This window comes from Puia sp., from assembly GCF_035546395.1.
Classification (GTDB): Bacteria; Bacteroidota; Bacteroidia; order Chitinophagales; family Chitinophagaceae; genus Puia.
Genome location: NZ_DASZXR010000016.1, coordinates 69,857 through 92,976, shown reverse-complemented (window position 1 = coordinate 92,976; position 23,120 = coordinate 69,857). Strand labels below are relative to the sequence as shown.

14 protein-coding genes are annotated in these 23,120 nt (G+C 53.8%); 4 read left to right on the top strand and 10 right to left on the bottom strand.

Annotated elements, in window-relative coordinates:
- Window positions 1-28: 28 nt before the first annotated feature.
- Entirely contained in the window at window positions 29-1,414 is a 1,386-nt protein-coding gene (locus tag VHE34_RS21415; protein ID WP_325591683.1) for a HAMP domain-containing sensor histidine kinase, read from the top strand.
- Here VHE34_RS21415 and VHE34_RS21410 read toward each other — a convergent pair.
- The gene (locus VHE34_RS21410; protein ID WP_325591681.1) at window positions 1,411-2,340 is read right to left on the bottom strand and encodes a phosphoribosylaminoimidazolesuccinocarboxamide synthase; all 930 of its coding nucleotides are present in this window, start codon (window positions 2,338-2,340) and stop codon (window positions 1,411-1,413) included. The two genes, VHE34_RS21415 and VHE34_RS21410, sit on opposite strands and share 4 nt — an antisense overlap.
- Window positions 2,341-2,473: 133 nt before the next feature.
- Between VHE34_RS21410 and VHE34_RS21405 the strand changes: the two genes are divergently transcribed.
- Window positions 2,474-5,335 (top strand): TonB-dependent receptor, encoded by a 2,862-nt coding sequence (locus tag VHE34_RS21405; RefSeq protein ID WP_325591679.1) that lies wholly within the window; start codon window positions 2,474-2,476, stop codon window positions 5,333-5,335.
- Between the two features lie 54 nt (window positions 5,336-5,389).
- On the opposite strand, the gene ychF is transcribed toward VHE34_RS21405, so the two are convergent.
- On the bottom strand, window positions 5,390-6,490 hold the full coding sequence (gene ychF, locus VHE34_RS21400) for a redox-regulated ATPase YchF (RefSeq protein ID WP_325591677.1): 1,101 nt from the start codon (window positions 6,488-6,490) through the stop codon (window positions 5,390-5,392).
- A gap of 78 nt (window positions 6,491-6,568) precedes the next feature.
- Between ychF and VHE34_RS21395 the strand changes: the two genes are divergently transcribed.
- The gene (locus VHE34_RS21395; RefSeq protein ID WP_325591675.1) at window positions 6,569-7,900 is read left to right on the top strand and encodes a nucleoside recognition domain-containing protein; all 1,332 of its coding nucleotides are present in this window, start codon (window positions 6,569-6,571) and stop codon (window positions 7,898-7,900) included.
- A gap of 110 nt (window positions 7,901-8,010) precedes the next feature.
- Here VHE34_RS21395 and VHE34_RS21390 read toward each other — a convergent pair whose 3' ends face one another.
- The 8 genes from VHE34_RS21390 to VHE34_RS21355 all read right to left on the bottom strand — a co-directional run bounded on the left by VHE34_RS21390 (window position 8,011) and on the right by VHE34_RS21355 (window position 20,251).
- A complete protein-coding gene (locus VHE34_RS21390) occupies window positions 8,011-10,005 on the bottom strand; it encodes a SusD/RagB family nutrient-binding outer membrane lipoprotein (protein WP_325591673.1) in 1,995 nt (664 codons plus the stop codon).
- Between the two features lie 20 nt (window positions 10,006-10,025).
- Entirely contained in the window at window positions 10,026-13,184 is a 3,159-nt protein-coding gene (locus tag VHE34_RS21385) for a SusC/RagA family TonB-linked outer membrane protein (RefSeq protein ID WP_325591671.1), read from the bottom strand.
- Between the two features lie 66 nt (window positions 13,185-13,250).
- Window positions 13,251-14,000 (bottom strand): DeoR/GlpR family DNA-binding transcription regulator, encoded by a 750-nt coding sequence (locus tag VHE34_RS21380; RefSeq protein WP_325591669.1) that lies wholly within the window; start codon window positions 13,998-14,000, stop codon window positions 13,251-13,253.
- A gap of 201 nt (window positions 14,001-14,201) precedes the next feature.
- Complete coding sequence (locus VHE34_RS21375) at window positions 14,202-14,663, bottom strand: hypothetical protein (protein ID WP_325591667.1); 462 nt, start codon at window positions 14,661-14,663, stop codon at window positions 14,202-14,204.
- Window positions 14,664-14,775: 112 nt separating this feature from the next.
- The gene (locus tag VHE34_RS21370; RefSeq protein WP_325591665.1) at window positions 14,776-17,295 is read right to left on the bottom strand and encodes an OstA-like protein; all 2,520 of its coding nucleotides are present in this window, start codon (window positions 17,293-17,295) and stop codon (window positions 14,776-14,778) included.
- 4 nt (window positions 17,296-17,299) lie between these two features.
- Window positions 17,300-18,292 carry an MlaD family protein gene (locus tag VHE34_RS21365; RefSeq protein ID WP_325591663.1) on the bottom strand — a complete coding sequence of 331 codons (993 nt, stop codon included), beginning with the start codon at window positions 18,290-18,292 and terminating at the stop codon, window positions 17,300-17,302.
- Window positions 18,293-18,357: 65 nt separating this feature from the next.
- Window positions 18,358-19,308 carry an N-acetylmuramoyl-L-alanine amidase gene (locus VHE34_RS21360; protein ID WP_325591661.1) on the bottom strand — a complete coding sequence of 317 codons (951 nt, stop codon included), beginning with the start codon at window positions 19,306-19,308 and terminating at the stop codon, window positions 18,358-18,360.
- A gap of 7 nt (window positions 19,309-19,315) precedes the next feature.
- The gene (locus VHE34_RS21355; RefSeq protein WP_325591658.1) at window positions 19,316-20,251 is read right to left on the bottom strand and encodes an N-acetylmuramoyl-L-alanine amidase; all 936 of its coding nucleotides are present in this window, start codon (window positions 20,249-20,251) and stop codon (window positions 19,316-19,318) included.
- A 293-nt stretch (window positions 20,252-20,544) separates the two neighbouring features.
- Here VHE34_RS21355 and VHE34_RS21350 point away from each other — a divergent pair, with 293 nt between their 5' ends.
- Window positions 20,545-23,103, top strand: a complete 2,559-nt coding sequence (locus tag VHE34_RS21350) for a putative LPS assembly protein LptD (RefSeq protein WP_325591656.1) — start codon at window positions 20,545-20,547, stop codon at window positions 23,101-23,103.
- Window positions 23,104-23,120 lie beyond the last annotated feature (17 nt).

Sequence of the window (23,120 nt, the reverse complement as noted above, 5' to 3'; positions counted from 1 at the left end):
AACCCTCAAACTAAACCAAGGCTCGACCATGAATAAGGCCGCAAAAAGTTTTTTTCGTCTTCGAGGTTATGTCTGGAACATTGGTTACCGGCCTTCGCTTGGCAGCTACGAGAAGCGGAAGCTGGGGATCTTTAATGTCATGAATTTTCTCGGGCTGGTGGCGGGTATCATCATACCGGTGGTTGGCCTGTTCAATAAGGATCATTTCACTTCTACTGCCCGGATAGCTGCGGGTGGGCCCGCGCTGATCAGTTTCTTTGTACTGCTGGCCAACCACTATCAGCGGTATGAGTTTGCCCGGCTGTTGTATTTTACGTTTTACCCGATCGTGACGACTTTGACCTATGCCCTTGGGATCGATGCGGGCATCGAGTTCTTTTTCGTTCTGTATGGGGTGCTTTCCGTTTTCTTTCTCCAGAGCATCTACAATATCGTCTTTTCGTTCACGCTTTCCATGGCCTGCTATTTCCTGGTGGCGCTGATCTGGAAAGACTATGCCTACTCTCTTCAGAAGCATAACTTTTATTTTTACGTCTTCAATCATCTGCTTGCGGTCTTCTTTATCTTTTACGGTCTGCTGTTGATCAAAAATGAGAATACGAGGTATCAGAACCAGACCCGGGATAAGAACTGGCAACTACGGCGCAGCAATCTGAAGATCCTGCGGCAAAAGGCCGATATTTCGGGGAAGGCGGCGCTGCTGGAAGAGCAGACCCACCAGCTGACGGAGCTGAATTCTCTTAAGAACAAGCTTTTTTCGATCATCGCGCATGACCTCAAGTCACCGTTGTATGCCTTGCGTAATCTGTTTCGCAACGTGCAGCTGTATGATCTGCCGGGAGATGAGATCAAGATCCTTATCCCCGAAGTGGTCAACGAGCTGACGTACACGACGGGGCTGATGGAGAATCTGCTGCAATGGGCCAAAAGCCAGATGCAGGCAGATTCGGTGAAGCCTCAGCTGCTGGATATCGCGCGGGTGACGAGGGAGGTGGTGCAGTTGTTGCGGCTGCAGGCGGAAGCGAAGCATATTTACATGAACAGCAAGATCGAGCAGCCGGTGTATGTATATGCCGACAAGGACATGATCAACCTGGTGTTGCGCAATCTCGTTTCCAATGCCATCAAGTTCACCCCGGAGGCGGGCTCTATCTTTATCGAAGCGCGGGAAATGAGATCGTATATCGAGGTGGTGGTACAGGATTCGGGGATGGGCATTCCTCCTGAGGGGCTGCAGAAGCTGATGGACGCCAATTATTACACCACGCGCGGCACGGGCGGCGAGGCCGGCACCGGGCTGGGGTTGATGCTTTGCAAGGAGTTCCTTTCCCGCAATGGGGGGCAGATGCGGATCGAGAGCGAGCCGGGGAAGGGCAGTACGATATCTTTCACCCTGCCGAAGGGTGGTGGTTAAGCTTCCAGGTTATTTATAGCATACAGCGCCCGCTGATAGGTCTCTTCATCGCTCAGGGATTGGGGGTGGAAGGGTTCGCCGATGACCTGTTCATAGAGCTCGATATAGCGTTTGCTGATGGTTTCCACCCAATCATCCGACATGAGGGGTACTGTCTGGCCTTCTTTGCCCATAAAATTGTTGGCGATGAGCCATTCCCGGACAAATTCCTTGCTCAGTTGCTGTTGTTTCTCCCCCTTTGCCTGCCGTTCTTCGAAGCCTTTGGCGTAGAAATACCGGGACGAATCGGGGGTGTGGATCTCGTCCATCAGGTAAATGGTATCGTCTATTTTTCCGAACTCATATTTGGTGTCCACCAGGATGAGCCCCCGTTTGGCGGCCAGCTCGCGGCCACGGGCGAAGAGAGCCAGGGTATATTTTTCCAACCGGGCATAATCGGCCTCGTTTACGATCCCGCGGCGGATGATCTCTTCCCGGCTGATGTCTTCATCGTGGCCAACCTCGGCCTTTGTGGAGGGGGTGATGATGGGGGTAGGGAAGTAGTCGTTCTCCTTCATCCCATCGGGAAGCGGGACTCCGCAAAGCTCCCTTTTTCCTGATGCGTAGGTGCGGGCGGCGTGGCCTGTAAGGTTGCCTCTGACGACCATCTCTACGCGAAACGGAATGCATTTGCGGCCGACGGCGACGTTGGGAGCGGGTGTTTCGAGTAACCAGTTCGGGCAAATATCCCTGGTAGCCTTCAGCATATAGGCGGCGATCTGGTTGAGGACCTGCCCTTTATAGGGGATAGGCCGCGGCAGGATGACGTCGAAGGCGGAGATGCGATCGGATGCGATCATGACCAGCCATTTGTCGGAAATCGTATAGACATCGCGGACCTTTCCGCGGTAGAATTTTGTTTGTTGGGGAAATTGCAGCTGCTTCATATTGAACGATTGACCGGGAAAGTTTGTCCCTTAGCGCGCAAAATTAAATTTTCAGGTCAAGATTACAATGTGTATTTTAGTGAAGGACCGGACTTTGTCCGGCGTCCCGGCTTACTTAACGAAAACTTGCGCAATGAGAAAAAACCAACTGCTAATGGCTTTTTATAGCCTGACTCTTCTTTTCTCCCTAGCTACCTACGCCCAGACCCCTGTTACGCTGACCGGTACGGTCCGTCAATCGGTGACCAAGGACCGGGTTGCGGCCGTGAGTGTTACCCTCAAGGGTACCTCGATCGGGACCTTTACGGATGATCATGGCAATTTCAAGTTGGCGGTCGTTCAGCCGCCGCCGTTCGTCCTTGTCTTTTCGTCTATCGGCTTTGAAACGCAGGAGGTGACCGTCACGAGCGCGACCGCGCCGGTGATGGTGGACTTTGTTCCTGCCTCGACGCTGGGTAAAGAGGTCGTGGTGTCTGCTACCCGCGGGGCCATCCGCAGCCTGGAATCGCCGGTATCCATCGAGCGGATCGGCGCTATCGAGGCCCATGAGGTTCCTGCTCCCTCTTTTTATGACGCCATTGCCAACCTGAAGGGGGTAGACATGGTGACTTCGTCGTTGCTGTTCAAGACCCCTGGGACGAGGGGATTCATGGGCAGCGGGAATACGCGGATGAACCAATTTGTGGATGGCATGGACAACCAGGCTCCGGGGTTGAACTTCTCGGTCGGTAATATTGTCGGGCTTTCGGAGCTGGATATCGACAATGTGGAGTTGCTGCCCGGCGCTTCTTCGGCCCTGTATGGTTCGGGCGGAATGACGGGCACTCTTTTGATGACCAGCAAGGATCCCTTTAAATACCAGGGTTTCAGTGCGTTGTACAAACAAGGGTTGAACCACCTCGGGGATGCCACCATGAATGCCCAGCCCTATTACAATGTTGCGGCCCGGTATGCCCAGGCGTTCAATAATAAGTTTGCTTTCCGGATCTCCGCGGATTATGTGAAGGCGAAGGATTGGACGGGCACCGACACCCGGAATTTCAGCCCGGTGACGGGGCAGATACTGGGGGGGCATGATCATAGCGGGGCGCCGGACTACGACGGGATCAACGTGTACGGCGATGAAAGCGCTTATTTTAATGTGAAATCGATATTTACCGGCCAGTCGCAGCAGGCGACCGCGGCGGCTCAACAGGCTGCTGCCGCTGCTCAGCAGGCTGCGCTTGCTGGAAATGCCGCGCTTGCGGCGCAATACCAGGCGCAGGCCCTGCAGTATCAAACGCTGGCTGTGCAAACGGGAACGGTTGCTGCGCTGACCCCTTCGGCTTCCAATGTTACCCGGACGGGGTATGCGGAGAGTGCATTGACCGATTATAATGCGTACAATGCCAAGTTCTCCGGGGGAGTTTACTACAAGGTGACCCCGGGAACGACGATCAGCCTGACCGGGAATTACGGGGTTGCCAGTACGGTTTACCAGGGTACGGACCGATATAGCCTGAAGAATGTAAAGATCGGTCAATACAAGGCGGAGGTGAGCGGCAAGCATTTCTATGTGCGGGCATATACCACCCAGGAGAATGCCGGGGATTCCTATGATATGGTGGCGGTGGCCACGCTGATGAACGAGGCCTATGCGCCGACGGCGACGGTTTGGGCGCCGACCTACCTGGGAACCTATGCGCAGGCCCTGCAGCAGGCGTATGGACTGGGGCAAAGCGGTCAGCAGGCCTATTTTACGGCCAGCACTGCGGCCCGGGCTGCGGCCGATGCCAACAGGTTTCAGCCGGGAACGGATGCTTTCAACCAAACGTTCAACACGCTGAAGTCGCAGGCCATCCCCAAAGGGGGTAAGTTCAACGATCAGACCAATCTCTATGTCGGGGAAGGCATGTACAATTTCGGGGATGTCGAGAATTCCGTAGATGTGACGGTTGGTGCGTCCACCCGGGAATTCGTGCTCAATTCCCACGGGACGATCTTTGCCGACACCACGGGCCGGATCAATATCAATGAGACGGGTGCGTTTGCGCAATTGCAGCGGGCCTTTGCCGATGATTTCGTGAAGCTGTCGGTGTCGGGCCGCTATGACAAGAACTCGAATTTCAAGGGGCGGTTCACTCCCAGGGCTACTGCGTTGTTCAAAGTGGCCAAGGACAATTATATCCGCGCTTCGTTCCAGACGGCCTACCGTTTCCCGACGACACAGAACCAGTTCATCAATCTGCAGACGGGTTCGGCGCGGTTGATCGGTGGTCTACCGCAGTTTATCAGCGCGTATGGCCTCAATGACGGCACGACTTACGATACGGCGCAGCTGAACAAGTATGCGGCGACGGGTGTGCCACCGACGGCCTTCCAGTACAAGGAGTTCAAGCCGGAGACGGTGGCCAGCTGGGAGCTTGGTTATAAGGGGGTGATCGGGGGTAAGTTGCTGATCGATGTCTATGGTTTCTATGCGCGATATACGAATTTCATCGGGTTAACGGTGCTGGTGAAGGATCCATTTGCTACGGGCTCGTATGTGCAGAACGGAAGCAACACTTTCGGTATCTATACGAACAGCACCAACAAGGTGAATACGGTGGGCGCCGGGCTGAGCCTGGAATATAAGCTGCCGGGTGGCTTTATTGCTTCGGGGAACTATGCTTATAACGATATCTCGGGGAATGACAATAGCCAACAAACGGATTTCAATACGCCGAAGAACAAGTTCAACCTGTCTTTTGCGAATTATACGATCGCCAAATACTATGGGTTCAATGTCACCTACAGGTGGCAGCAGGAGTACTTATATCAGAGTTCGTTTATTACGGGAATCACGCCGGCTTTCGGGACATTGGATGCGCAGGTGAGCATGAAGATACCGCATATGACGAGCAGTGTGATCAAGATCGGGGCGACGAATCTGCTGAATAAGTATTATAGGGATGCGATCGGGAATGCGAATATCGGGGGATTGTACTACGTTTCTTTTGGGTATAATATTTTGTAGCGGCTTTTTTGAATGGGATGGGGCCGCGCGCAAAGCGCGCGGCCCCATTTTCTTTTATACGTTGAATCGGAAATGCATGACGTCGCCGTCCTTGACGACGTAGTCTTTTCCTTCGATGCGGAGTTTTCCGTTGTCGCGGGCGGCGGCTTCGGAGCCGTACTTGATATAGTCGGCGTAGGCGATGACTTCGGCTTTTATGAATCCTTTTTCGAAATCGGTGTGGATGACGCCGGCGGCCTGTGGGGCTTTCCAGCCTTCGTGAATGGTCCAGGCGCGTACCTCTTGCACTCCGGCGGTGAAATAGGTGTACAGGCCGAGTAGTTTGTAGACGCTGCGGACGAGCTTGTTGAGGGCGGGTTCGGTCATCTTGTATTCTTCCATGAAGATCTGGCGGTCGGCGGGGTCTTCCATTTCGGCGATCTGGGCTTCGATGGAATTGTTCATCACGATGACCTGGGCATTCTCGCCGGCGACGGCCGCTTTCAGGGCGTCGGAGAATTTGTTGCCGGTGTGCATCGAGGCCTCGTCGACATTGGCGACGTAGAGGACGGGCTTTTCGGTGAGCAGGAACAGGTCGGCGATGGCCGTCCGGTCATCCTTGCCCAGGTCCAGTTCGCGGATGGAGCGGCCTTGTTCGAGGTGGTCTTTACAGCGCTTGAGAACTTCGTATTCGGCCTTTGTTTTCGGGTCGCCTGTTTTCAGCATTTTTTCGACGCGGCTGAACTTTTTCTCTACGCTTTCGAGGTCTTTCAGTTGGAGTTCGGTATCGATGATCTCTTTATCGCCGATGGGGTTGATGGGGCCTTCGTCCCGAAGGATATTCTCGTCTTCGAAGCAACGGATGACATGAATGATGGCGTCCACTTCCCGAATATTTGCGAGGAACTTATTTCCGAGACCTTCGCCTTTGCTGGCGCCTCTCACCAGGCCGGCGATGTCGACGATGGCGACCTGGGTGGGAACAGTGCGTTCGGGTTTTACGAGGGCTGCCAGTTTGTCGATCCGTTCGTCGGGTACGTCCACGAGGCCTGTGTTGGGCTCGATGGTGCAGAAACGGTAATTGCTGGCCTGGGCCTTTGCGCTGTTGCTGACTGCATTGAACAAGGTCGATTTTCCAACATTCGGTAGTCCTACGATGCCTGCTTGTAACGCCATTGTTTTTTGTCTTTGAGCGGGCGAAATTAGGCAATTAATGGTAAATTGGGCGCGTTAACATGTAAAGATTGGGTTTCCATGGCTTTAAGTAGGATTTGGGCGGCTTTTATCCTGATCGCCATCGCGGTGGCGACGGTGCGGTATGCGTTTATGCCGGCCGATAGGGAGATATTTGCGCAGATGGTAACCGGCAAGACGGGGGACACCGTGAGGTTGGCGTCGCCGGTGGTGGTTGGTGTTGCGGCCGGGCCCGCGTATACTGTCCAAAAGGCGGACGGATTGATCGAGACCTGTAAGAACGCGGTGAACCTTTCGCTGGGGTTGATCGGGATCATGGCTTTGTTCATGGGGTTGGTATCGATCGCTGAGGCGGCGGGGGGGATGCGGTTTCTTGCCCGGGTGACGGGACCGTTCTTTTCGAAGTTGTTTCCGGAGGTACCCAGGGGGCACCCGGCGATGGGTCATATGGTGATGAATTTCTCGGCGAATTTGCTGGGATTGGACAATGCGGCGACGCCATTTGCGCTGAAGGCGATGGACAGCCTGCAGGAGATCAATCCCGACAAGGACAAGGCTTCCAACAGCCAGATCATGTTCCTGTGTTTGCATGCTTCGGGTCTGCAGGTGGTACCGGTGAGTATGATCGCCCTGCGGGCCTCGATGCATGCGCCGGACCCGACCGATGTCTTTGTACCGATCGTGATCGCCACCTTTATCACCACGGTGGCTTCCATGTGTATTGTGGCGGCCTGGCAGCGGATCAATGTGTTTCAATGGGCGATCCTGCTGTGGGTGGGCGGTATTTCGATTCTCATGACGGCGCTGGTGTTGTTCCTGCGGAGTCTTTCGGCGGATGATGTACAAAGTTTTTCGCGGGCGTTGAGCGGGGGGCTGATCCTGCTGATCTTTTTTTTGATCGTTGGGGCGGCGGTGTATAAGAAGATAGACATTTTCGGGGCTTTTGTCCTTGGGGCGAAAGGTGGGTTCGAGACGGCGGTGCGGATCATTCCTTACCTGGTGGGCATGCTTGCGGCGATCAGTCTGCTGCGGGTGAGTGGGACCTTCGACCTTGTGATGGGTGGTATCCGGCATTTGGCGGCCTTTTTTGGCGCCGATACCCGATGGGTCGATGGGATGCCGACGGCGTTGATCAAACCTCTAACGGCGGCCGGGGCAAGGGGGATGCTGGTGGACACGACGTTGGCGCATGGCGTCAACAGTTTTGCAGCCCGGCTGTCGACGACCATGCAGGGGTCGTCGGAGACTGCTTTTTATGTGGTGGCGGTGTATTTTGGTTCCGTTGCGATCCGCAATACGCGGTATGCGTTGCCGGCGATGCTGCTGGCCGAGCTGGTCAGTGTGATCTCTTCCATCCTTCTCTGTTATCTTTTTTTTGGCAGTGTGGCTTGATGGCGGCGGAGCCGCCGTCCTAAAGAAAAAAGCCCGCTCCAAGGGAGCGGGCCGAGTCTCATAGGGGTTCTGCGTAACCATTCAAACTTGAGCCATAACCAATATAGTGTCTATTTTTTGAGGTATCCATAGTATTCATCGTCGGTTGCACAATCCCACCAAACGGGCATACTCCAGATATTTACGTCGGCAGCATGGGGGTTTAGTGAAAGGGTATTGACGGAGTTGTAATTTATTTCATAGGTTGGGGGCAGGGCATAACGGCGTATCCAATACCTGGGATCTGTTGGGGCAGCGCCTGTCAGCTGAGCCTGACCTGTAAACAGGGGACCGCGTTGATAGCCCGGGTAGACCACGCCAAAACCACCGATATTGCCGGCGCTGAAGTTAAAGCGGCGCATGTCGTTCCAGTTCTCGAGGCTGCAACCCATGGCGATATATTTTTGCATCATGATGTCCGACATCGTCAGATCACCTGCACCCTGAGCAACGGCGGGGCTCGAAAGATAGGCTGTGATATCACTTTGATTCATGGGCGCCATATCCGGATTGGTAGCGGTATAACCGGCAGCTTTCCATTGGGTCAGCTTTGCCTGCATCATATCGAGGTGGGCCTGGATAGCCGCGATATATGCTGTGTAGGCATTTCCCTGGTCGCCTTTTCTCATATACACTTCTGCCTTGATAAAATTCATCTCGTGGTAGGTCAGGATCTCCTGATCGGAAACAGGGCGAACCTGGAAGGAGCCGGTAGAGGCAACTGCGCCGGCGTTAAATGCATCTGTCGAAGGGTACCAACTAACATCCGTCTGGCCCTGAGCGGTTATACCGGATGTGGCAATAGCGCTGCTGCGCATGTTTACATAAGCCGTATCCCCGGCATATACATAGTTGGTATTGTTTATAAAAATGGAGCCGGCGTTGTAGGTTACGGTTACGGTATTGCCGCTGGTGGTATAAGTCCGGCCGGACGCGGCTACAGCAGCAATGAAATTGGCGCGGTCCGTCGCATCAGAGATGGTATATTTAATATCGGTATTCTTGAGGGCGTACACCGGAGTCGCAATAGAGGTAGCACCTCCTTTCACCAACCGGGCCGAAGGGCCATACTGGTCGACCCCCTGCGAACGGGTCCAGGTAAAGGATGCCACTTTGCCATTGGCCAGTTTGATGCTGGACATATAAGAAGGTACGATCTTGGTCATGCGGGGATCTGTTACACCGGCTCCCCGCATATTGGTCAACAGGTTGTAATAATACTGGGAAATGCGGTTGGTGTTGCCATATCCAACATAATCGAAGTTACCGTTCGTTACCACCGGGTCTCCAAGCAAATAATCGGTTACGGTGCTGTTGTTGAAACCAGGGCCGATGATATTGTCAGCATTGGACTGCGGGCCTTTTGACAGGCAGTACAGAATGGAATCGGCATTGTACAGGTCTGTTTTTTTCGACAGCTTCAGCATGTAGCGGGCTTTTAGTCCGTAGCACATTTTTATCCATTTGCCAAGATCACCGCCGCTCCACAGATCCCCGGTTGAAAGCGCGGGCGCTCCAGCTGCCTGTGTCTGGCCAAAAAGGGTGATGGCTTCATTCAATTTCGCCATACATCCGTTGAAAATGGTTTTGCCGTCATCGGGCTTGGGGCTTGGATTGCCGGTTCCTGCCTGTGTGAAAGGCATTTCACCGTATAAATCCAGCATTTCCATGTACCCCAGCGCTGAGAATACATCGGCCGCCGCCATATAATGATAGGCGCCGATCTTTTTGGCCGAATTATACATATCCACCAGGTTGGAAGATACTTCTACAAACCAGGTCTGGTAGGAGGTGGTTGAATTGGCGTTTGTGCATTGCCATGTTGTGCTGAAGGTATTGGCGTTGCCATTGTTGGTGTAATAGAGGCCGGCAATGCAAGAAGTGCGATAGTTCGTAACGCCTGCCGTATACTGGTAAAAGTGTTGGATCCAGGGCAACCGGTTTTGAACCAATACGCTCTGATTGTTTGGGTTATCCGGGTCTGTATTTACATTCAACCATTTTTTACACGAGGTGGAACCAAGTGCCAACAGGGCGCCCAGGAAAATATATCTTAGATGTTTCATGATTTACTTTTTTCCGTTGATTAAAATGAAGCGTTTATCCCGAATGTGATCGTTCTTACGGCGGGTACGCCGAGGTAATCGATACCCTGAGAGCCTGAACCGCCTGTTCCTCCTGCGGCACTTACTTCGGGATCCATTCCGCTGTAATTCGTCCATGTGAACAAATTGGTGCCCACGGCAGTTGCCGACAGGTTTTTGAAGATTTTTTGACCCTTAAACAAGCTGGTGAAGTCATAGCTCAGCGACACCGAACGCAGTTTCAGCCAGTTTACCGAGGTGATAAAATTATAGGGGTTGACTGCGTAGTTTTGCCAATATTGCTGGATCATGTAGGCGCCGGCGTATGTTGTGGAGCCGATAGTATAGTTCTGACCTGCGGTGTAGGTCTGGTTAAAGTCGGCGCCGGTGACGCTGTTAACGCCGCTCACGGTAACCGACTGGCGACCGTTCTGCAGGGTTCTTTTGCTTAAGCCGTTTTGAACCAGGTAATACTCGGTGCCATTATAAACGGCTCCGCCTTTGCGAATGTCGAGCAGGAATGAGAATGAAAGGTTTTTATAACGGAGAGTGTTGCTAAAGCCGCCGATGAAATCCGGTTCCCGGTTGCCTACAACGGCGGTACCGGTGGTATTGACTTTATAGAACCCGGTCGTAGGATCCACCTGGTAGCGCCCGTTGGGTATCTCTTTTCCTTTTGCATCGAATTGCCTGTAAAAAGGCGTACCGGTCATGCCGAGAAAATAACCCCCGTTGGGAATGGATGCTGCCTTTATTGTTCCGAATTGAGCGTCTGTCGGGTAAAAATAGGCCACGCCCGGAATGAACGCTCCCAATCTGCCTCTGTTGTAGGAGTAATTCAGGATCACATCCCAGCTAAAATCCCTTGTCGCAATTGCTTTACCGGAAAGCGATATTTCCATTCCCTTGTTAATTACCGAACCGGAATTGAGGGTACTGAAAATAAATCCGCCGGATTGGGCCAGACGGGGCTGCCCGATCTGGTTATTCGTCTGGCTACGATAATAAGTATAGTCCAGGTTGATACGGCCATTCAGGAATCGCAGCTCCGTTCCCACTTCCCAGGAATTCTGTATCTCAGGTTTCAGATTTGGGTTGCCGGCATAGTACTGGTTACCCACGCCGATGTAGGAGCCAATGCTGATGGCGGGATTTTCATAAGTATTCGTCGCATACGGATTTCCGTCTTTACCGACTCTTGCCCAGCTGCCCCGGACTTTTCCGAAAGAGAGAATATTGCTTCTGGGCATCAGTTCCGTAAACACAAGCGAACCGCTTACGGAAGGATAGAAATAGGAGTTGTTTTTTATCGCCAAAGTCGATGACTGGTCGTTACGGCCGGTTACCGTAAGAAATGCGATGCTTTTATAGTTGATGCCGGCTTCGCCATAATTCCCTACCAAACGCCTTCTTACCGTTGCGTCGGTAAAGAATTTATTGGTTGTTGCGATATTATTGAAACTGATGGTGCCGGGTACGATAAAGGCATATCCCCAAAGATTCTGGGTGACGCTGTTTGTATTTTCCGTTGTATTTCCCAGCATCAGGTGCGCATCGAAATCGTTGAAGAACGTCTTGTGAAGAGTCGTCATCACGGTTGTCGTGGTATACGTGTAGTTATAGAGATCTTTGCTCAGACGTCCGTTTTGATACAGCGGGGCCAGGGCGGATCCCGGGGCGACATAGGTATAGTCGTTGGTGCCGTACTGGTCATACCCCAAACGTGCGGTGACATCCCACCAGCTGGCGATCTTATAGCTGGCGCCGATGGCCCCGGTGATCCTTTTGGTTTCGGATGTAAGTTTGTCTTTATTGATAATCCAGTAAGGGTTGTCTCTGTCGTCCTGCAAAGCGACTGTTCCACCGTAGATCCGGTTTTGTGTTCCGTCGGGGTTCAGGTAATTTTTCATATTGTATGTTGTCGGAAAGCTGTACAGGGCCTGCATACTTCCGACGCCGCTGCCATATAATCCGGCTGTCGTTAACGTTCTGTCGATATCTGCAATGGAGTAGGCTACATTTGCATTCACCGTAAGGCGGCCGAAGCGTTGTTCGCCATTGAAACGAAAAGTGGTCTTCTCATAATCTGTTTTGGGAACGATACCTTCCTGTTTGAAATTGGATCCGGAAAGGAAGAAGGAGCCGTTTTTGGTTCCACCGGAAACGTTTACGTTGTTATCATAGACGATGCCATGCCGGAAAAAATGACCGATATTGTCATATTTCGCGCTATCGGCGGGAATTGGCGGTCCCCAGGCGTTATAGGTAGTCGTATTTAAAACACCGTTATTGGAAAGCAGGCCGGGACCGAATAAGGATTGCACCGTGGGTAGCTTGTCAGCGGAGGAAGTGCTGACCTTGCTCGCAGCGCTTACCGTTAAGGCGCCTTCTGCCCCTTTTTTGGTGGTGATAATAACCACACCGTCGGCTGCTCTCGAGCCGTACAAGGCAGCTGCCGCGGCGCCTTTCAACACCGACATGGTCGCGACGTCTTCGGGGTTGATATCCATGACACGATTGGAAAATGTCGTATTACTACGGGATAAACCATCGGTACCCGTGTTGCCGGTGACTGTGGTTGTGTTATCGTAGATAACCCCATCGATAACAAACAGCGGTTGGTTTTGCCTGCCTTCCGATGTGGAGTTGCCACCGCGGATGGTGATGGAGGCGCCGGCGCCCGCCGAACCGCTGAACTGCGTGATATTGACACCGGGCACTTTACCCGCCATGGAGTTGATGACGTTCGTGTTTTTGTTTTTCATCAGTTCATCGGCATTCAATTCGGTCACCGAGTAGCCCAATGCCTTTCGTTCCTTTCTGATGCCCAACGCTGTGACGACAACATCACCCATCTGGGCGGATTCGCCTTTTACAAGACGTACCTGCATGCCGGCTGCGGCTTTCAGCGTTTGTGCGGTATAGCCGATAGAGCTAAATTGCAACATCCCTTTCTTGCCTGCATCGATCGTGAATTTGCCGTTGTTATCCGTAACGGTTGCGCGGTTTGTGCCGCTTACGGAGACTGTTACACCGGCCAGCGGTGTACCGTCCTCTGAAAGCACGGTTCCGGTGATGGGAACCGTTTGAGCCATCCCGCCGTTTGTGATCATGCTGAGAATAACAAACATGATCAAACTAAAAAGCTTCCAATTTCTCATTTTTTTACATTTTGGTTTTTTTAAAAATTTATATAGGTATTTGGGGATTGAGCAGTGTGGTCGGGATCAGATGATTTCGATGCCTTTTTTCCGATAGGGTTCGAGTAAGGGGTCGCCGGGCGGCAGTTCGGTGATGAGCATATCAAGGTCTTCGACCGGGCAAACAAGAAAGGGCTGGACGGAGTTGATCTTTTCGGAAATCGTGAGGCAGATGACTTTGCGGGCCGACTCGATCATGGCCTTTTTTACCTGCACCACTTCCCAATCGTTGTCGGTGATGCCTTGCTGGATGTCGATGGCGTTGACGCCCAGGAAGCAGATGTCGGCCTTTATCTGGCGGATGCGGGCGACGGCTTCGCCGCCTACGGTGAAGCGGCTGTTCTTGGAAACCTTATCCCCGATCAGGATCACGTCGATGAGGGGATGTTGACAATATTCCAGGGCTACCGGGAGGCTGCCGGAGATGAAGGTGGCCTTGAGATCTTTAGGAATATGGCGGGCGAGTTCGATCAGCGTGGTTCCCCCTGTGGTTGTGATGAACATATCGTTTTGGATGAGGGCGGCGGCTTTTGCGGCGATGAGCTTTTTCTGCGTATGAGCGTAGATGGGGGTGGATGGGTGGCGGAGATCGCTATAAGGAAGGGATAGGGCGCCGCCGTGGACTTTGATCAGTTTGCGGCCGTCGGCCAGTTCCTGCAGATCGCGGCGAATGGTGTCTTCTGATACGTCGAGTTGGGTGCTGAGGCTGGCAGAGAGGACCTGGTTATGGAGGTTCACCTGGTGTAAAATATAGGCTTGTCTCTCTTGCTTGAGCATGATGCGGACAGTTAAGTTTTGGTAGCATGGGCCGTCCTTCTTCGGCCTTGGCGGGCTAAAGTAAGCTAAAAAACTGCAAAAAAACGCAATGGTGGATTAAAATGTGCAAAAAAACGCATCATTCATGCGGAAATATGCGGGTGTAAGCGCGGGCGGGCGATCCGATGCTGGTTGAGGAGCTGTTTTTTGCGGTTTTATCGGTTATCTGCCGAACGTGTAGCGGGCGGTGATGCCGAAGGCATCGGGAACGAAGTTGATATTGGGGAGGATGTCGAGTTCGGGTTTCCAGTCGATGGAAAGGTTAAGGGGGGCGTTGGCGAATTTGTAGTCGAGGCCGATGGCGCCGGTGGGTCCGAGGAAGGTGTTGTTATCCTGCCAGCCTACGTAGCCGCCGAGTCCCCAGAACCAGGTGAAGGCTGGGGTGCCCCCGATCAGCTGGTGACGTTCATAGAGGCCGCCGATGCCGAACCGGGTGCCGAAGGAGATAAGCCCTTCGATTGCGTTTGTTTCATCCATGAAATATTTTACGCTGAAGGAGTTGCTGAGGGTAGGGGAGGCGGAGCTGAACCGGACGCCCATCGCCAGCTTGTAATCCTGTGCGGACAGGCGATTGATGCAGCTGCTGGCTACCAGCAGGAGAACACTGATGACGATGGTGCGCATGGTGTATTTTTTGAGGAACGCCGCCTTCGGCGGCGATATTGAATGCTGCTTGTTAGAAGTTTCTTAAAGTAGATGGTTTAAAGGGCCGCCTGGCGGCGGACCTAAGAGTATGTTAATGTTTCGGGGGAGGCGGTGTTGTGATGGGTGTTTCGCTGTCGTCAAAATCCTCTTCCTGCTTGCGTTTCACCTCTTCGAACAGCTCCTGCTTGCTCTTTGGCCGCCGGTCTTCCTGCCATTTGAAACCGCGGAGGACCATGTCATCGAAGTTGACATGTTTGATGGGAAACATCGTCCCTTCCGCATCGTTGCGCAGGACGACCCGGTTCAATTCCTTGCCGTTGGGCTTACCGGCGGAATCGTATTTTGGCGAGAACATCATATCGATGATATCGGCGTGGGATCTATTGACGCCGGTATAGGCCTTCTTTTCATCCTGCACATAATAGATGCTTTCGGAGTTCCCCTTTGCCCGGATATAGTCGATCTCTCCGCCTTTGAAAAAGACGTTGATGGTGGTTCCCTTCAGTTGGTTGTAGAATGTCCGGGTCATTTTATTGATGGCCAGGGCATTTTCGAAGACGTACAAGCGCTGGGCCTTTTTGTTCTTCGTGTAGACATACATGGTATCCCCGCTGATCTGGTAATTGCCGCTGCCCCAGGCGACGGGATTATAGTAGAGGCGGAAGACGCTGTCCTTGGACGAATAGTAGAGGCTGTCCGCGACTGCCTGCAGGGAGTCCGAGAAGATGCGGACGTGATGGAAGCCGATGACGAAGCGGAGGGTGGTGTCCTTTGTCGGTATTCGGGCAATGGAGTCGGCCTCGTGACCGGGCAGCGGGGCTTCGACGGTATCTTTTGGCGGCGGGCGCCGTGTCCGGGCCGCCAGTTTCAGGCTATCCTGTCTTCGGATGGCGTTGGCGCTGTCGACCAGGCCCACGCGCACCAAACTGTCGATGAAATTGTTATGGCGGATGCTGTCGGCATGGGCGACCTGTCTCAGGCTGTCGTTGACGGCTGCCTGCCGGATTTTCTCGATACTGTCTCGTTTTCGGGCCCGTTCGCGGGATTTGACCCCGGCGATGCTGTCGGCGATATCCTGCTGGCGGATGATGAGGCTGTCCTTGATGGTTTTTTGTCGCGCTTTCAGGCTATCGGCCCGTTCGCGGGCTCTTTCTTTGATATCGGATATCGAGTCGCGTATGGCCTGGCGGGCCGCTTTTTCCTTTGCCCGCTGTTGACGGCGCAATTCTTTCGCGGTGGGCGGACGGGCGGCTTTGGCGCTGTCGGCGGCGCTGAGGTGTTTTTTCCCGATGGTATCGCCGGGGGCGCGGGGCTTGCCGCCAACGGTGTCGTTGGCCTGAAGATGATGAAGGCTGTCCAGGCCTTGTTTCAGGCTGTCCGGGCCTTGTTTAAGGCTGTCCGTATTGCGATGAAGGCTGTCGCTGAGGTCTTTTACCTGTATCGTATCGTTTGCGGCGGTGTCGTTGACGGCGGGAGGCGCCTTGAGTGCGGCGATGGAGTCGCGGGCTGCCCTTGCCAGGGCCACCCGGTGGAGGCTGTCGGCCTGCACTTTTTCGATGCTGTCGGTATAGATGCGATGGAGGCTATCCTGGTGTGCGAGAACCTTTTGCTGGGCCTCGAAGTCCACGAGGCGGAGGGACATGAGGGTGTCGGCGGTGACATAGAGAGAATCGCCCTTGTCCTGTTTGAGGATCATCAGCGGTCGCTGGGTCGCCAGGAAGGTATTCTTTTTTTTGTCGTTGATCATCTTGTCGGCCATCAGCTTTATTCCCTGGGCGGTGTCGGTATAGATGGCTTTGCCGATGGCCGTTGCTATTCCCGTGCTATCATCCATTTGGACGCTGTCTCCCGTGAGTTTCTGGCTACCTTCGGTCATGACCGGCCGCTTGCCAAACTGGGCTTTTTTGTTCTTCAGGTCGTAGAAGCCTTCCCGGGTTCTCACCGTTCGTTTGCTGCTGTCTTTGAACTGGATGAAGGTCTCGGTGATGAAGGTGGAGATCTGGGTCTGGGTATTATAGCGGAGGGAGTCGGCGGAGAGGTCGTACTGCGGGTCCCTTAATTTGACGTTCTGGTAGAAATGGATGTCCTTTGTTTCTTCATGGTAGACGCCGCTATCGCTGGTGAGGACCGATTCCTTGCTGACGATCTTTCCGCCTTTGTTATAGATACCGATATGTTGGGCAAGATCGTAGATCAGGGTTTCGGTGGTCAGAACGCTTTTGTGGTCGGAGAGCTTGACATTGTTGAAGAAATAGAGCATCTTTTTTCCCGGCTGATAGTTCAGGTGATCGGAATAGATGTCTACGGAATCGTTGTCGTTGATATGGACATTCCCGAAGCAGTCCATATAGTCCGCCTTGGGATGCATGATCAGGCTGTCGCATTCGATGATCGTGGTCCCTTGCCGGAGCCTGACATGTCCTACCAGGGTCTGGAAGGGGTTGGCGGTGTCGGTGGCGTCGTATCGGTAGGAGTCGTTGTTGAGGATGTCTACGGGTTTGACGGTGTCGCTTTTGGAAGATCGGAACTCGACCCTTCCAGCCTGAGCCCGGGCGCTGACGCTCAGCAGGAAACAGCCCAGGAGGGCGGCAACGGCAATGGCTGGTTTCATCCTGTTATTTGTTGGGTTTCGACGTGGAGTCGATGACGGGGGCCATCAGCGGCCCGGTCTTGTCTTTTTTCCCGAATACCGAGATATTGACGTATCGTTTGGGATGGACCCGGAAGTCGTCCAACAGGGTATTGAGGCTGCGGGTGGTGGATTCGAGAGAGTTGTAAAGTCTTTTGTCATTGAGCAGCAGGCCGACGGTGCCGTTGCTGCTGTTGAGTTTTTGGATGGTCGCTTTCAGATCGCCGATGGTGGCGTTCAGGCCGTCGACGGCTTCGGGGATCTTTGCGGCGGCGAGGTGGGCGGTGGTCTTGTCCACATTGTCCATGGTGCTGGAGATATGCTCGTTGCTTTTGTTCAGGTTGGCCGTGAACTGGCTGAGGTTTCTGAGTGACTGGGCCAGGGCGCCTGTCTGGTCGTTGAGCATCTTTTGGAGTTCGGCGGAAGAGGCGGCGAGGTTGGCGACGATGGTGCTGAAATTATTTTTTGTGCGGGGGTCGAACATGGTCCCGACGACCTGGACGAGGCTATCCAGGGAGGTGAGGGTGCCTGCGAGCTTAACGATGACGGGATCGATATTGGCCTGCACCTGGGAGAGGAGGTTGGGTTTTTGTTTTGTTTCGATGGTGTCGCCGTTCTCGAGGAATTTGTTGCTGTACCCCTTGGTGATGGTGATCGTGGATGTGCCGAGCAGGCTCGAGTTGATCATGGCAATGGAGTTGTCGGGGAGGCGCACATCCTTTTTCAGTGTGATGGTGGCGACCACTCCCTGGGAGAGGTCTTTATCGGATTCGTTTATGGCGGTGACGTTACCGATGGTGAGGCCGTTGACCTGGACGGGGTTGGAGACGTCGAGGCCTTCGACGTTGTCGAATTTGGCGTAGAGTTTTTTGGTATGCTGGAAGAGGGCGCTGCCTTTCAGGTAGTTAAATCCGAGGATAAGGGCGGCTAGGGCGACGACCGCCATCACACCGACCTTTGTTTCGTTGGATATCTTCATGCGACAAATATAGAGTATTTAATGGATCGGCAGGCTGCTTGTATCCCTGCCGGTCAGCTTTAACTTTAGTTTGTGGCATGGCTTTCGAGAGTGGCTTTGTACCGCCGGAGTGCGTCCATGATGTTCCGGGCTATTTCGTTCTGTCCATCTTCGCTGATCAGGTACTGCTCTTCTTCGACATTGGACAGAAAGCCCATTTCGATCAGTACGCTGGGCATGCCTGTTGCCTGGAGAACCCGGATGCCTGCGTCCCGCTGGAAGACACCTTCGCTTGCGCGGCCTGCCTTGGAAAATTCGTCCTCTACGAGGGTGGCGAAGAGGGCGGAGTTGGCGAAATATTTCTTTTCGTAAAGCTGGGCGCGAATGCGGGCTTCCGGCGAATTCATGTCGAAGGCCAGGCTGTCGGATTCGGTCTCGCCGGCGCTGTCGGTTACCTCGCCTTCGCCTATTTCGTTGATAGCGCTGCCTTTGAAGCCGGCGCGGTCGGCTTTCCAGATGAAGGTCTCGGTTCCTTTACGGGTATGGTGGCCGGTATAGCTTTCGTAGATGGGCACGCGACGGCGTCGTTTTCCTTTGCCGGCGTATCTATGGCCGACGATCCGGCGTACCGTGAAGGGGCCGGCGGGGTGGCCGTCGTTGTCGCAGTGCAGGGCGATGAAGATGTCACCCCTGGACTTATTGGCGAGCTCGGCGCGGTAGTTGAGGCCGGAGGCGATCGTGGAGCCGCCGCCGGGCATAACGTCTGTCGTTCGCGTATAAACGACCTTGACATCGGGCCAGGTCTCTTCGATGAGCTTGCCGAGTTTCATGCCGACGTCGAGGGCAACTTCTTTTTCGGCGATCTGGAGTCCTTTTGTGCCGGTGTCGAATCCGCCATGGCCCGGGTCAATTATTATGGTGCGTACGGCAGCGCGCTGGGTCGGGTGGGGGAGCTTTGGGCCACCCGCGCTGAATGCGGTCAGGGCGGTGTAGATGGCGCCCTGAAGTAAGATTGTCGATAGGTTATACCACTTCATATCATTCTCAGTTATCGGCTCGCTTTTCGCGGCCTTCCACCTGGTCCTTATAATGTTTAAAGGCGGCGGCGATATTCCGGGCTACTTCGGCCTGGCCTTTGCGGCCGGCGAGATAGCGTTCTTCCTCTTTGTTGGTGAGGTAGCCCGTTTCTATCAGTACGCTGGGCATTCCCGTCGCCTGCAGCACCCCGATACCTTCCTGCCGTTGGACCAGTCCTTCGCTGCGCCGGCCCGTTCGGACAAATTCCCGCTCAACAAGGGTGCCGAAAAGGGTACTGTTGCCGAAATATTTTTTTTCATAGAGCAGGGACCGCATCCGCGCTTCCGGGGTGGTCAGATCGAACGCCGTTCCGGTGCTATCCCCCATGTTCTCGCCGTCGAGCAGTTCTTCCCTCCGGCTGATGGCGTCGCTCTTGTTGACGTTGCGGTCGGCCTTCCAGATATAGCAGGCTGTGCCGTGAACCGTATTCCTGACCCAGGTCGTCGAGTACACCGGGATGGATCTTTTATGCGCGCCTTTGCCGGTAATGCGATAGCGGACCAGCCGTTTCACCGGGTAGCTGCCGGCGGGTTGACGCGTTGCATTGCAGTGTATGCAGATGAAGAGATCGCCGCCGGAACGGTTGGCGAGCTCCGCGCGGTAGCGGATGCCTTCCAGCACATTGGGCTTGTTACCGGGCATGATATCGGTCGTCCGGGTGTAGACGATCTTCAGGCCGGGGTGAGCTTGCTGCAGCATTTTCCCTAATTGCAGGGAAATGGCCAGGGCGATATCTTTTTCTTTTGTGATGAGACCATGGGTGCCGGGATCGAAACCCCCGTGACCCGGATCGATCACAACGGTACGGAGCAAGGGCATTTGCGGCGGCGGTATCCGGACAAAAGACGTGAAGCCAACCATTATTCCACAGAGCGTTAACAAAGTGGCCGTCTTTTTAAACATAGTTAAGTTATTTTCGCCATTTCGCTTCAATCTTCACACATTCTTATGGGAGATATGGCTATTTTTGTCACCGCACGCCCGAGAACTATTCGTTTTACACCTATATGAACAATAACGGACGCAAAATTAGTTCAAAATATTTACTGACATTGATTTTTACTGCTTGTTTCTTTTCAGTAACGTTCAATAGTCCAGCAAATTATCCGGGGTTCGTCCGTTTTTGCAAAAATGTAACAATTCAGAGGGCTGATACGGTTGGACCGAGGGCGAAGCTGCCCCCCCGGGCGCAGATCGTGGTAAGGGATACGGTGCTTCGGGTGGCCGATTCGATGCTCGCTGCCCGGCGGGTCGATACTCCGGACTACGTGATCTCCAAGGATACTCTCTCCGGCAACATCGAATATAAGGCATCGGACTCGATCGTCCTGATCGTTCCGACCCGGGACATGACGTTGTATTCGAAGGCCGAGGCGAAGTACAGCGGGAGTGACCTGACGGCGGATCATATCGTGTATGACCAGGACCGGAATGTCGTGATCGCCCGGCCGGGAACGGATACGGCGGGAAAGACGATGGGCATTCCCAAAATGGTGCAGGCGGATAATACGATGACCGCAGATTCGATCGTATACAACATAAAAACACAGAAGGGGATCACCCAGAATACGATCACCAATAGCGGGGAGATGTTCGTCCATGCGAAAACGATGAAGAAGATAACGCCGGAGGAATACTTCGGCTGGAAGGGGGTATTCACCACCTGTAACCTGGACACTCCGCACTTTGCCTTCCGGACGAACAAGATGAAAGTGGTGAACAAGAAATTTGCCGTCACGGGGCCGATCCATCCCGAGTTCGAAGGGGTTCCGTTGCCGATCTACCTGCCGTTCGGATTCTTCCCGCTCACTACGGGCCGCCATTCGGGACTGCTCCCTCCGCAGTTCACGGCCAACGACCAGGCCGGTCTGGGGCTGGAAGGGCTGGGATATTACAAGGTGTTCAGCGATAACCTGGACGCGATCATCCGGACGAACCTGTATTCCTATGGCGGCTGGAACCTCTATATCACACCCGAGTACAGGGTCCGCTATCATTATAGCGGGACGATGAACTTCGCGCTCCAGAATACCAAGTTGCTTGCCGATGCGGGCAAGGATGCCTTTACCGAGTCGAGGACATTCAGCTTCAACTGGAGTCACCAGATGGACCAGAAAGCGAGGCCGGGGACCAATTTCAGCGCCAACGTCAATGTGGCTTCGACAAAATACAACCAGTACCTGTTGAACAATCCGACTGCCAACTACACCAACCAGTTGAGCTCATCGGTGACCTATTCAAAGACCTGGGATGGGAAATACAACCTGACGGTGAGTGGTACGCACAACCAGAACAATTCGACAAAGGTCATCAACGTGAGCATGCCGAATATCGCCTTCACTGCTCCCACGATCTATCCGTTTGCGAAAAGCACTTTTGTGGGGACGCCGAAGTGGTATGAGAAGTTCGGTGTCGGTCTGAGCAGCACGATCTCGGGAGGGGCGAGCTTTGCCGACTCCCTGTTCAGCCTGAAACGGCTGGTCGATACGTTCCAATGGGGCGCGCAGAACAGTATCCCGATCAGCCTGGCGCTACCGTTGAAGGGCCCGGTCCAGGTATCGCCGGGCGTGAGCTTCCAGAACCGGCTGTATTCCCGGAAGCTCTTCCGGAAATATGACCCTGTGACGAACCGGGTCGACACCGTCTCCCTGCAGAAGGGGGTTTTCTATGCGAACGATATGTCCTTCAGTCTGAGCCTTGCCACGGCCATCTTTGGAACCTTCCAGGGATTCGGGCGCAACAGCAACCTGATGGGTATCCGGCATGTGATCCGGCCGACGGTGAGCATCAGCTATAAGCCGGATCTATCCGGACCCTACTATTATAACCTGACGACCCCTTATGACACGACGGCGGGCAAGGCCAAGCTGACCCATGTCCAGCGGGTGTCTTATTTTGACGGAAGCACCTATGGGCCTTTTGGCGAGGGGCGATTCGGCGGGATCAGCTTCGGACTGGACAACCATATCGAGATCAAGCTGCGCAACAAATCCGATACGAGCAGCTCGGGTTCGAAGAAGGTCACGCTGATCGATGGGTTCGGGTTCAATGGGAGCTATAATTACCTGGCCGATTCGTTCAAGCTCTCGCCGATCACCTTCTACTTCCGGAGCACCCTGTTTGGTACGATCAATATTACCGGCGGGGCGAGCCTCGATCCCTACCAGACGGATTCCATGGGGTTCGACATCAACAAATATGCGTGGGACGCCAAGAAGCTTTCGCTGGGGCGGATCACGAATGGGAACCTGGCTATCTCGACGAGCTTCAAGAGCAAGCCCAAGGACGCCAAGCTGGACCAGCAGAAGCAGCAGCTGCTGAATGCGCAGGGGCAGATGCCGATGACGATGGAAGAGCAGCAGGCGCAGCTGAACTATATACGGAACAATTCGGCGCAGTATGCCGACTTCAACATCCCGTGGTCATTGAACTTATCGCTGGCGTTCAATTTCACCAATTCCGAGAAACCGGATTATACCGGTTTTCAGACGACTATCACGTCGAGCCTGAACTGGAGCGGGGATTTCAACCTGACGGACAAGTGGAAGATCGGGTTGAACGGGTATTATGATCTGAAATATACCAAGCTGCAGTCGTTGACGATGAATATCTCGCGGGATCTGCATTGTTGGCAGATGTCGATCAATGTGACGCCGGTGGGGTATAGTCACTACTTTAATGTTACGATCAATCCGAAGGCGGGGATCTTGCAGGATCTGAAGATCAACCGGACGAAATATTTCTATGATCAGTAGGAGGCTGCGCTTTGGGG

Coding starts and splice junctions, on each gene's coding strand:
- VHE34_RS21380 (WP_325591669.1), bottom strand. CDS start 14,000: ATGCTCAAGCAAGAGAGACAAGCCTATATTTTACACCAGGTGAACCTC.
- VHE34_RS21390 (WP_325591673.1), bottom strand. CDS start 10,005: ATGAAACATCTAAGATATATTTTCCTGGGCGCCCTGTTGGCACTTGGT.
- VHE34_RS21415 (WP_325591683.1), top strand. CDS start 29: ATGAATAAGGCCGCAAAAAGTTTTTTTCGTCTTCGAGGTTATGTCTGG.
- VHE34_RS21385 (WP_325591671.1), bottom strand. CDS start 13,184: ATGAGAAATTGGAAGCTTTTTAGTTTGATCATGTTTGTTATTCTCAGC.
- VHE34_RS21410 (WP_325591681.1), bottom strand. CDS start 2,340: ATGAAGCAGCTGCAATTTCCCCAACAAACAAAATTCTACCGCGGAAAG.
- VHE34_RS21365 (WP_325591663.1), bottom strand. CDS start 18,292: ATGAAGATATCCAACGAAACAAAGGTCGGTGTGATGGCGGTCGTCGCC.
- VHE34_RS21360 (WP_325591661.1), bottom strand. CDS start 19,308: ATGAAGTGGTATAACCTATCGACAATCTTACTTCAGGGCGCCATCTAC.
- VHE34_RS21375 (WP_325591667.1), bottom strand. CDS start 14,663: ATGCGCACCATCGTCATCAGTGTTCTCCTGCTGGTAGCCAGCAGCTGC.
- VHE34_RS21355 (WP_325591658.1), bottom strand. CDS start 20,251: ATGTTTAAAAAGACGGCCACTTTGTTAACGCTCTGTGGAATAATGGTT.
- VHE34_RS21370 (WP_325591665.1), bottom strand. CDS start 17,295: ATGAAACCAGCCATTGCCGTTGCCGCCCTCCTGGGCTGTTTCCTGCTG.
- VHE34_RS21395 (WP_325591675.1), top strand. CDS start 6,569: ATGGCTTTAAGTAGGATTTGGGCGGCTTTTATCCTGATCGCCATCGCG.
- VHE34_RS21405 (WP_325591679.1), top strand. CDS start 2,474: ATGAGAAAAAACCAACTGCTAATGGCTTTTTATAGCCTGACTCTTCTT.
- ychF (WP_325591677.1), bottom strand. CDS start 6,490: ATGGCGTTACAAGCAGGCATCGTAGGACTACCGAATGTTGGAAAATCG.